A 10,326-nucleotide genomic window follows, 5' to 3' on the forward strand; every position below is an offset into this window, starting at 1 on the left:
GTGAAGCACTCACCACTGACAACGCACTGCCACCCGGAGGAGTTCCGCATGAGCCGCACCCCCCGCACCAGCCGCTGGAGCAAGGCCGACGACCCCGAACTGGCCCACCGCCTCAGCAGGAGGAACATGCTCGGCGTGGCCGCGGGCGCCACCGCCGCCGCACTGCTCGGCGCCGCCGCCCCCGCCCAGGCGAGCACCCCCGCCGCTGCGACCGCCGCGGGCCGCGGCCGTCCGGTGCTGCCGCCCGGCCGCCTCGGCATCCAGCTCTACAGCCTGCGCGACAAGGTCTCCACCCTCGGCTTCGCCCCCGTCTTCGCGGAACTCCAGAAGTACGGCTACGACGAGGTCGAGTTCGCCGGGTACACCCAGGGCTCGGCCGGTCCCATCACCCTCGCCCAGCTCAAGCGGCTGGCGCGCAACCACGGCCTGAACCCCATCGGCAGCCACGTCGGCTACTACTCCGACGACCCGAACGCCTACACCTTCGCGCAGAACCTCACCAAGGTCCTCGACGACGCCCAGGCCCTCGGCCTGAAGCACATCGGCACCGCCTCCGGCCCGTTCCGCTACGGCTCCACCGTCGACGCCTGGAAGCGGGCCGCCGAGGAGTTCAACACCTACGGCGCCGCCGCCAAGGCCCGCGGCATGAAGTTCTACCAGCACAACCACTCGGAGGAGTTCTCCTTCGCCACCGACCGGCCCGACGTGCGCCTCTACGACGTCCTGCTCGCCGAGACCGACCCGGACCTGGTCTACCTGGAGATGGACATCTACTGGGCGTACGTCGGCCAGTTCCGCTTCTCCCGGCGCCCGGACGGCACCCCCGCCCCCTTCGAACCGCTCGACTACGTCCTGGACCAGCCCGACCGCTACCCGCTCTTCCACGTCAAGGACGGCGTGAGCGACCCGTCGGTAGAGCACGGCTACCGCATGGCCGACGTCGGCGACGGTGACATCGACTACCAGCGCTTCATCTCCGGGGTGACCAGGCTGCGCGGCCACCGGCTGGCCCACCACTGGCAGGCGGAGCACGACAACCCGGCCGAGTCCTTCGCCTTCGCCCGCAAGTCCAGCGCGCACCTGCACTCCCTGCGCGAGAAGTGCTGACGGCCGTACACGCGTGAGGAGGTCCTCCCCGGGAGCGGGGAGGACCTCCTCACACACGGGCCCGGTCAGCCCACGGACCCGTACGGGAAGTCGGTGACGGCCATCACGGCACGGCGGGGACGGTGCGCGGCGTCGGGTCGGGTCAGGGTCATGCCGTCTCGTCGCCGAGCGGCTGCGGATTGGGAGTGATACGGCGCTTGTTCCGGTTGCCTCCCGGCGGGGTGAGGAACAGGGCCACGAAGCCGGCGAAGATCGAGATGCAGCCCGCCAGGGTGAAGGCGCCGTTGTACCCCCAGGCGCCCACGACCACGGAACCCATGCCAGCGCCGAGGCCGGAGACGAGCTTGGAGCTGTAGACCATTCCGTAGTTGGTGGCGTTGTTGTTCTCGCCGAAGTAGTCCGCCGTCATCGCCGCGAACATGGGGAAGATGGCGCCGCCGCCGAAGCCGGAGACGGCGGAGAAGATCAGGAACAGCGGCAGGTTCTTGATCTCGGCGGACCAGATGATGCCGAACTGGGCGAGGCCCAGGATGGCGCACACGTAGAGCAGGCACTGCTTGCGGCCGTAGAGGTCGGAGAGCCAGCCGATGACACCGCGCCCGGTGCCGTTGACGATCGCCTTCAGCGACATCGCGGTGGCCACGATCCCGGCCGCGAAGCCCGCGTCCTCACCGATGTCGACCTGGAAGGCGATGCCGAAGATGTTCACGCCGGAGGTGCAGGCGAGACAGAACCACATCAGCGCCACCCGGCCGGTCTTCCACGCCTCCATCGGGGAGTACTGCTTGTCGGCCGGGGGGTTCTTCTCCAGGGAACGCCGGGCCCGCGGGTCCTCCGGCGGGTTCAGCGGGTCGACGCTCGCGGGCCACCAGTTCTTCGGCGGGTCCCGGAAGTAGAAGCCGGCGACCGCCACCACTCCGGCGAGGAACACACCGACGGAGACCAGCACCCAGCGGAAGTTGGAGCCGTCCATGAAGCCGGTGAAGATGAAGACGAACGGCACCGAGCCGTAGGCGAAACCGCCGTTGACGAAGCCGGTCTTGCCGCCCTTGCGCTCCGGATACCACTTGCCGACCATGTTGACGCAGGTGGCGTACACCATGCCCGCGCCGATGCCGCTGAACACGCCGAAACCGAAGAAGGCGACCATGACATGCGGCGCGTACGCCAGGGACAGATAGCCGAGCAGTGTGCCGAGGGAGCCCAGCATCATCGCCCAGCGCGCCGGAAGCCTGCCGCTCTCGCGCAGCCGTCCCGCCGGGAACGCGACCGCGGCCTGGCAGAACACCCAGACCGTCATCATCCAGTAGATGCTGCCGCTGGACCAGTGGTGCGCCTCGTGGAGGGTGTCCTCGGCGGACGCGAACGCGTACTCCGCCGAGGAGATGCCCATCATGCCGACCCAGGGCAGGATCACCATCCACTTGCGCTTGCGGCCCATGATGTCGATGTCGGACTCGCCCACGCGGTAGACGCGTCCGTTCCTGTCGGTCACCTCCCGATAGGTGGCGACCCTTGTCACGTCGGTAGTAGTCACGTTGATTGCACCCCTTGCGTCGAAAGTTCTGGCCAGCGCCCCCTGTCCAATGCCTTTCGTGCGCGCGGGGGTCCGGGGGCCGGCCGCCGCGCACCGGCGGCCGGCCCCCCGCTGCCTCACGTCATGAACCGCCCCCCAACAGCCCCGCCGCCCGGGCCCAGCGGTACTTCGCGCCGAGCACCGCCACCGGCTTCTCGGTCGTGTACGGGTACGCCACGACCCCCCGCTCGAAGAGGTACTGGCACGCCTCCTCGACCTCGACGTCGCCGGCGAGGGAGGCCACCACGGGCTTGGAGACCCCCCGTTCGCGGTACTCGGCGACCACCCGCGCGGTCAGTTCGGCGAAGACCATCGGGGGAGTGACGATGGTGTGCCAGTAGCCGAGGACGAGCGCGTGGATGCGCGGGTCCTCCAACCCCAGACGGATCGTCGCCTCGTACGTCGACGGGGGCTCGCCCCCGGTGATGTCCACCGGGTTGCCCGCCGCTCCGAACGGCGGGATGAACTCCCGGAACGACGCGTCCAGGTCCGGCGGGATCTCCATCAGGGTCAGGCCGTTGTCCGTCACCGCGTCGGACAGCAGCACCCCGCTCCCACCGGCCCCGGTGATGATCACCACGTTGTCCCCCAGAGGGGCGGGGAGCACCGGCAACGCGCGCGCGTACTCCAGCATGTCGTTCAGGCCCGGCGCCCGGATGACCCCGGCCTGACGCAGGATGTCGTCGTACACGGCGTCGTCGCCCGCGAGGGCTCCGGTGTGCGATCCGGCGGCCTTCGCACCCGCCGCCGTACGGCCCGCCTTCAGCACGACGACGGGCTTCCGCGGCACGGTCGCGCGAGCGGCCTCCACGAAGGCCCGGCCGTCCTTGAGGTCCTCCAGGTGCATGGCGATGCAGTCGGTGTGCGGGTCCTCACCGAACCAGGTCAGCAGGTCGTCCTCGTCCAGGTCCGACTTGTTGCCGAGCCCCACGATCGCCGACACCCCGGTCCTGGTGGTCCGCGCGAAGCCCAGGATGGCCATCCCGATGCCCCCGGACTGCGAGGTCAGCGCGACGCCGCCCTTGACGTCGTAGGGCGTGCAGAACGTGGCGCACAGGTCCTGCCAGGTGGAGTAGTAGCCGTAGATGTTCGGCCCGAGCAGCCGGACGCCGTGGCGCTCGGCGATGGTGACGATCTCGGCCTGGAGTTCGTGTTCGCCGGTCTCGGCGAACCCGGAGGGGATGAGGACGGCGTTGGGGATGCCCTTGCGTCCCACCTCCTCCAGAGCCCTGGCCACGAACTTGGCGGGAATGGCGAAGACGGCCACATCCACCTCACCGGGAACGTCCGTGACACTCTTGTACGCCTTGCGGCCCAGAATGTCATCGGCTTTGGGGTTCACCGGGTGGATCTCCCCGGAGAAGCCCCCGTCGACGAGGTTGCGCATCACCGAGTTGCCGATCTTGCCCGCCTCGTTGGAGGCGCCGATCACGGCCACCGACGACGGCTGCATCAGCCGCCGCATGGAGGTCAGGATCTCCTCGCGCGAGTACGTCCGGCGAGGCGTCGGCAGCGACTCGGCGAGGATGACCCGGATGTCCGCGGCGACCGCGCCCTCGGCCGTGGCGATCACCGGGTTGAGGTCGACCTCGGCGATCTCCGGGAAGTCCGCGACGAGCTGGGACACGCGGCGGATCTGCTCGGCGACCGCCCACCGGTCCACCCCCGCCTGCCCCCGCACCCCGCGCAGGATCTCCGCCGACCGGATCGAGTCCAGCATGGACAACGCCTCGTCGGCGTCCACGGGCGCGAGCCGGAACGTGACGTCCTTCAGCACCTCGACCAGCACCCCGCCGAGCCCGAACGCCACCACCTTGCCGAACGTCGGGTCCGTCACCGCGCCGACGATGACCTCCTGCCCCTGCGGCAGCAACTCCTGCACCTGTACGCCGTCGATCCGGGCGCCGGGATCGTACGCGCGCGCGTTGTCGACGATCCGGTGGAAGGCCGCCCGCACGTCAGCGGCCCCCTCGACACCGACGATCACACCGCCCGCGTCGGTCTTGTGCAGGATGTCCGGGGAGACGATCTTCAGCACCACGGGCCCGCCGAAGCGCGCCGCGTACGCCACGGCCTCGTCGACGTCGGTCGCCAGCTCCTCACCGGGTACGGCGATCCCGTACGCGTCGGCGACCACCTTGCCCTCGGGCGCGGTGAGCGCGGTACGTCCCTCGGCCCGCACGGAGTCGAGGAGCGCGCGCACCCGCAGCACCCGGTCTTCGGCCATCACGTCAGATCACTCCGTTCGACTTGAGCAGGCGCAGCTCCTCGTCGCCGAGGCCCAGCTCGCCGACGTAGACCTCTTCGTTGTGCTCGCCCAGCAGCGGTGAACTGGTCACGTCCACGGGGGAGTCGGAGAGCTTCAGCGGGCTGCCCACGGTCACGAACTCGCCGCGCTGCGGGTGCGGTACGCGCACCACCATCTCGTTGGCGACCAGCGAGGAGTCCTCGATGATCTCCTTGGTCGACAGGATCGGCCCGCAGGGGATGTTGTGGGCGTTCAGCCGCTCCAGCACCTCCCACTTGGGCAGCGTCGAGGACCACTCCTCGATCAGCTGGAACATCTTGTTCAGCTTCGGCAGCCGGGCCTCCGGCGTCGCCCACTCGGGGTCCTCGGCCAGCTCCGGCCGCCCGATCAGCTCACTGATCGGCTTCCAGCCGACGGGCTGCACGATGACGTACACGTAGTCGTTGGGGCCGCCCGGCGCGCACTTGACCGCCCAGCCGGGCTGACCGCCGCCGGAGGCGTTGCCGGACCTGGGAACCTCGTCGCCGAAGTCCTCGTTGGGATATTCGGCGAGTGGACCATGGGTCAGGCGCTGCTGGTCGCGCAGCTTCACCCGGCAGAGGTTGAGCACCGCGTGCTGCATGGCCACGTTCACCCGCTGCCCGCGCCCGGTGCGCTCCCGCTGGTACAGCGCCGCGAGGATGCCCGCCACGGCGTGGACGCCCGTGCCCGAGTCCCCGATCTGGGCGCCCGTCGCCAGCGGCGGCCCGTCCTCGAAACCGGTGGTCGACATCGAACCGCCCATGGCCTGCGCGACGACCTCGTACGCCTTGAAGTTGGTGTACGGGCCGTCGCCGAACCCCTTGATGGAGGCGTAGACGATCCGAGGATTGATCTCCTGGATGCGGTCCCAGGTGAAGCCCATGCGGTCGACCGCGCCCGGCCCGAAGTTCTCGACCATGACGTCCGAGCGCCGGATCAGCTGGGTGAGGAGTTCCTTGCCGCGCTCGGTCTTGGTGTTGAGGGTGATGCTCCGCTTGTTGCAGTTGAGCATCGTGAAGTAGAGGGAGTCGACGTCCGGGAGGTCGCGCAGCTGCTTGCGCGTGATGTCACCGGTCGGCGCCTCCAGCTTGACGACGTCCGCGCCGAGCCAGGCCAGCAGCTGGGTGGCGGAGGGCCCCGACTGGACGTGGGTCATGTCCAGGACGCGGATGCCTTCAAGAGCCTTGGTCATGAAAGCGCTCCTCACTTGTACATGGTCTGGTTCATGGTTCCGGGGGCGTACGCGTCCGGGTCGACCCAGACGTTGATCAGCGACGGCTTGCCCGACTCCCGGGCGCGCCGCAGCGCCGGGCCGATCTCGGCGGGGTCGCGGACCTCCTCGCCGTGTCCGCCCAGCATCCGGGCGAACTCGTCGTAGTGGACGTCGCCGAGGGTGTTGCCGACCCGCTCGCGCTCGGTGCCGTACTTGGCGGCCTGGCCGTAGCGGATCTGGTTCATGGAGGAGTTGTTGCCGACGATGCCGACGAAGGGGAGGTCGTAGCGGACGAGGGTCTCGAAGTCCCAGCCGGTGAGGGAGAAGGCGCCGTCGCCGAAGAGGGCGACGACCTCCTTGTCGGGCCGCGCCTGCTTGGCCGCCAGCACGAAGGGGACGCCGACGCCGAGCGTGCCCAGCGGGCCCGGGTCCATCCAGTGGCCCGGCGACTTGGGCTGTACGACCTGCCCGGAGAAGGTGACGATGTCGCCGCCGTCGCCGATGTAGATCGAGTCCTCGGTGAGGAAGTCGTTGATCTCGCTGACCAGCCGGTACGGGTGGATGGGTGAGGCGTCCGACCTGAGCTGCGGCAGCCGCTTCTCCAGCGCCGTCTGCTCGGCGGCGCGCAGCTCGTCGAGCCACTCCTTGCGCTTCGACGCGCCCCCGTTGACGCGACCGGAGGCGGCCTCCGTCACCGACTTCAGCACCAGCCCCGCGTCGCCGACGATGCCGAGGCCGATGTCGCGGTTCTTGCCTACGGTGCGGTAGTCGAGGTCGATCTGGACGACGGTGGCGTCCGGCGACAGCCGCTTGCCGTAGCCCATGCGGAAGTCGAAGGGGGTACCGACGATCACGATGACATCCGCGTTGGAGAAGGCGTACCGGCGGGAGAGCTGGAAGTGGTGCGGGTCGCCGGGCGGCAGCGTGCCGCGCCCCGCGCCGTTCATGTAGGCGGGGATGTTCAGCGTCCGCACCAGCTCGATGGCCGCCTCGGTGCCGCGGGTCGTCCACACCTGGCTGCCCAGCAGGATCGCGGGCTTCTCGGCGTGCACCAGCAGGTCGGCGAGCCTCTCGACGGCCTCGGGGTCCCCGGCCGAGCGGGTGGAGGCCCGGTAGGCGCCCGCCTTCGGCACCCGTGCCTTCTCCACCGGCACCTTGGCGTCGAGGACGTCGCGCGGGATCTCCAGGAAGGAGGGCCCGGGCGCGCCGTGGTAGCACTCGCGGAACGCCATCGACACCATGTCCGCCGCGCGAGCCGTGTCCGGGACGGTCGCCGCGAACTTGGTGATCGGCGCCATCATGTCGACGTGCGGCAGGTCCTGGAGGGACCCCATCTTGTGCTGGGTGAGCGCGCCCTGACCGCCGATCAGCAGCATCGGGGACTCCGCGCGGAAGGCGTTGGCGACACCGGTGACGGCGTCCGTGGTCCCGGGTCCGGCGGTGACGACCGCGCAGCCGGGCTTGCCGGTGATGCGCGCGTACCCGTCGGCGGCGTGCGCGGCCACCTGCTCGTGACGGACGTCGACGACTTCGATGCCCTCGTCGACGCAGCCGTCGTAGATGTCGATGATGTGCCCGCCGCACAAGGTGTAGATGACGTCCACACCTTCCGCTTTGAGCGCCTTGGCGACGAGATGCCCACCCGAGATGAGCTGTTCGTCCTGGTCGCGGCTGTCGTCAGGCATGGCGAAGTCCTGTCCCTTCGTAGGGGGTTGGAAGGCTCTCGCGGTGGATTCCGTAGATTGCATACAGTCGACGAATACTGTATGAAGCTTGTTATCCCGCATCCGGTGGGTGGTGTCCAGGGGGCGTGCGGCACTTTTAAGTCAGGAGCCGAGATGGACCTGTTCGAACACCAGGCAAGGCAACTCTTCGAAGAACACGGCATCGTGGTGCCGAGGGCCGAGATCACCGACTCGCCCAAGGAGGCACGCGAGATCGCCCGCAGGCTCGGTGGCAGGGTCGTCGTCAAAGCGCAGGTCAAGACGGGTGGACGGGGCAAGGCGGGCGGCGTGAAGCTCGCCGCCGACCCGGCCGCCGCCGAGCTGACGGCACGACAGATCCTCGGCATGGACATCAAGGGCCACACCGTCGGCACCGTGATGCTGGCCCAACCCGTCGACATAGAGAGCGAGTTCTATGTCTCCTACGTCCTCGACCGCGCGGCCGGGCGCTTCCTCGCGATCGCCTCCGCCGAGGGCGGCATGGACATCGAGGAGGTCGCGGCGACCAGACCCGAGGCCGTCGCCCGGATCCCCGTCGACCCGGCCGAGGGCGTCACCTCCGCCAAGGCGGGCGAGATCGCCGCCGCGGCCGGACTGCCGCCGCGGACCGCCGACGTCCTCGTCCGGCTCTGGCAGGTACTGGTCCGCGAGGACGCCCTGCTGGTCGAGGTCAACCCGCTCGTCCGCACCACCCAGGGCCGGATCCTCGCCCTCGACGGCAAGGTCACCCTCGACGACAACGCCGGCTTCCGGCAGACCCGTTGGGGCGCCGAGCACGAGGACCGCGACGACCCGCTGGAGACCGCGGCCGCCGCCAAGGGCCTCAACTACGTCAAGCTCGACGGCTCCGTCGGCATCATCGGCAACGGCGCCGGACTCGTGATGTCGACCCTCGACGTGGTCGCCGGATGCGGCGCCCGCCCCGCCAACTTCCTCGACATCGGCGGCGGCGCCTCCGCCCGCGTCATGGCGGACGGCCTGTCGGTCATCCTCTCCGACCCCGCCGTGAAGTCGGTCTTCGTCAACGTCTTCGGCGGCATCACCGCCTGCGACGCGGTCGCCGAGGGCATCGTGCAGGCCCTGGACACCGTACGGCTCACCAAACCGCTGGTCGTCCGGCTCGACGGCAACAACGCCGCCCGCGGCCGCGCCATCCTCGACGAGCACGCCCACCCGCTGGTCCAGCAGGCCACCACCATGGACGGCGCCGCCCGCCGCGCCGCCGAACTCGCCACCACCGCCGCATGAGGAGCCCGGACGCCATGGCCATCTACCTCACCACGGAGAGCAAGGTCCTCGTCCAGGGCATGACCGGCGGCGAGGGCATGAAGCACACCCGCCGCATGCTCGCGGCGGGCACGAATGTCGTCGGCGGCGTCAACCCGCGCAAGGCGGGCCGCACCGTCGACCTCGACGACCGAGCCGTCCCCGTCTTCGGCTCCGTTGCCGAGGGCATGGCGGAGACCGGCGCCGACGTCACCGTCGTCTTCGTGCCGCCCGCCTTCGCCAAGGCCGCCGTCACCGAGGCCGCCGACGCGGGCATCGGACTGGCGGTCGTCATCACCGAGGGCATCCCCGTCCACGACACCGTCGCCTTCACCACCCACGCCGCACACCGCGGCACCCGCGTCATCGGCCCCAACTGCCCCGGCCTCATCACCCCCGGCCAGGCCAACGCGGGCATCATCCCCGCCGACATCACCAAACCCGGCCGGATCGGCCTGGTCTCCAAGTCCGGCACCCTCACCTACCAGCTCATGTACGAGCTGCGCGACACCGGCTTCTCCACCTGCGTCGGCATCGGCGGCGACCCCGTCGTCGGCACCACCCACATCGACTGCCTCGCCGCCTTCCAGGACGACCCCGACACCGAACTCATCGTCCTCATCGGCGAGATCGGCGGTGACGCCGAGGAACGCGCCGCCGCCTACATCCGCGACCACGTCACCAAGCCGGTCGTCGGCTACATCGCCGGTTTCACCGCGCCCGAGGGCAAGACCATGGGCCACGCGGGCGCCATCGTCTCCGGCTCCACGGGCACGGCCCGTGCGAAGCAGGAGGCGCTGGAGGCGGTCGGCGTGCGGGTGGGGGACACACCGACGCGGACGGCGCGGCTGGCGCAGGCGGTGCTGGACGGCGGGGGTTGAGAGGCGGGGCGCGCCCGCGTCGGTGCCGGTCCGGGCGCGCGACGGTCTGGGCCCCACGGCACCGGGTACCGCGTGACGGTGCGGCCGTATCCGTCTCGGCACCGGTACGCGACCGGTGCGGGCGTATCCGCCTCGGCACCCGTACGCCGACCGGTGCGGGCGGTGCGGCCCGCACCAGGGCCGCGCGACCGGTGCGGGTCGTGCTCGACGTCAAGGACGGAGAGCCCTCGTCCGCACCCGCACCCGCACTTACACCCACCCCCGCCCTCACCCCCACCCCCACCCTCTCC

7 protein-coding genes are annotated in these 10,326 nt (G+C 70.2%); 3 read left to right on the forward strand and 4 right to left on the reverse strand.

Translation table 11 applies throughout. The annotated features are described in order from the left end of the window. Positions 1-48 precede the first annotated feature (48 nt). On the forward strand, positions 49-1,107 hold the full coding sequence (locus KBY47_RS19625; protein WP_210922475.1) for a sugar phosphate isomerase/epimerase: 1,059 nt from the start codon (positions 49-51) through the stop codon (positions 1,105-1,107). A gap of 148 nt (positions 1,108-1,255) precedes the next feature. Here KBY47_RS19625 and KBY47_RS19630 read toward each other — a convergent pair whose 3' ends face one another. From KBY47_RS19630 to KBY47_RS19645, 4 genes are all read right to left on the reverse strand, one after another. Then, entirely contained in the window at positions 1,256-2,644 is a 1,389-nt protein-coding gene (locus tag KBY47_RS19630) for an OFA family MFS transporter (protein WP_210922476.1), read from the reverse strand. Positions 2,645-2,765: 121 nt separating this feature from the next. Then, the gene (locus KBY47_RS19635) at positions 2,766-4,910 is read right to left on the reverse strand and encodes an acetate--CoA ligase family protein (protein ID WP_210922489.1); all 2,145 of its coding nucleotides are present in this window, start codon (positions 4,908-4,910) and stop codon (positions 2,766-2,768) included. A gap of 4 nt (positions 4,911-4,914) precedes the next feature. Next, positions 4,915-6,144: a formyl-CoA transferase gene (frc, locus tag KBY47_RS19640; protein WP_210922477.1), complete on the reverse strand. Its 1,230-nt coding sequence runs from the start codon at positions 6,142-6,144 to the stop codon at positions 4,915-4,917. A gap of 11 nt (positions 6,145-6,155) precedes the next feature. Further along, positions 6,156-7,850: a thiamine pyrophosphate-binding protein gene (locus KBY47_RS19645; protein ID WP_210922478.1), complete on the reverse strand. Its 1,695-nt coding sequence runs from the start codon at positions 7,848-7,850 to the stop codon at positions 6,156-6,158. Positions 7,851-8,003: 153 nt separating this feature from the next. Between KBY47_RS19645 and sucC the strand changes: the two genes are divergently transcribed. Both sucC and sucD read left to right on the forward strand, forming a co-directional pair. Continuing rightward, entirely contained in the window at positions 8,004-9,137 is a 1,134-nt protein-coding gene (sucC, locus tag KBY47_RS19650) for an ADP-forming succinate--CoA ligase subunit beta (protein ID WP_210922479.1), read from the forward strand. 14 nt (positions 9,138-9,151) lie between these two features. Beyond that, positions 9,152-10,036, forward strand: a complete 885-nt coding sequence (gene sucD / locus KBY47_RS19655; RefSeq protein ID WP_210922480.1) for a succinate--CoA ligase subunit alpha — start codon at positions 9,152-9,154, stop codon at positions 10,034-10,036. Positions 10,037-10,326: the final 290 nt, after the last annotated feature.

Source organism: Streptomyces sp. B93 (assembly GCF_018070565.1).
Taxonomy (GTDB): domain Bacteria; phylum Actinomycetota; class Actinomycetes; order Streptomycetales; family Streptomycetaceae; genus Streptomyces.

Excerpts from the sequence above, each read along its gene's own strand:
- KBY47_RS19625 (WP_210922475.1), top strand. The coding sequence starts at position 49 with ATGAGCCGCACCCCCCGCACCAGCCGCTGGAGCAAGGCCGACGACCCC.
- KBY47_RS19645 (WP_210922478.1), bottom strand. The coding sequence starts at position 7,850 with ATGCCTGACGACAGCCGCGACCAGGACGAACAGCTCATCTCGGGTGGG.
- KBY47_RS19635 (WP_210922489.1), bottom strand. The coding sequence starts at position 4,910 with ATGGCCGAAGACCGGGTGCTGCGGGTGCGCGCGCTCCTCGACTCCGTG.
- sucD (WP_210922480.1), top strand. The coding sequence starts at position 9,152 with ATGGCCATCTACCTCACCACGGAGAGCAAGGTCCTCGTCCAGGGCATG.
- sucC (WP_210922479.1), top strand. The coding sequence starts at position 8,004 with ATGGACCTGTTCGAACACCAGGCAAGGCAACTCTTCGAAGAACACGGC.
- frc (WP_210922477.1), bottom strand. The coding sequence starts at position 6,144 with ATGACCAAGGCTCTTGAAGGCATCCGCGTCCTGGACATGACCCACGTC.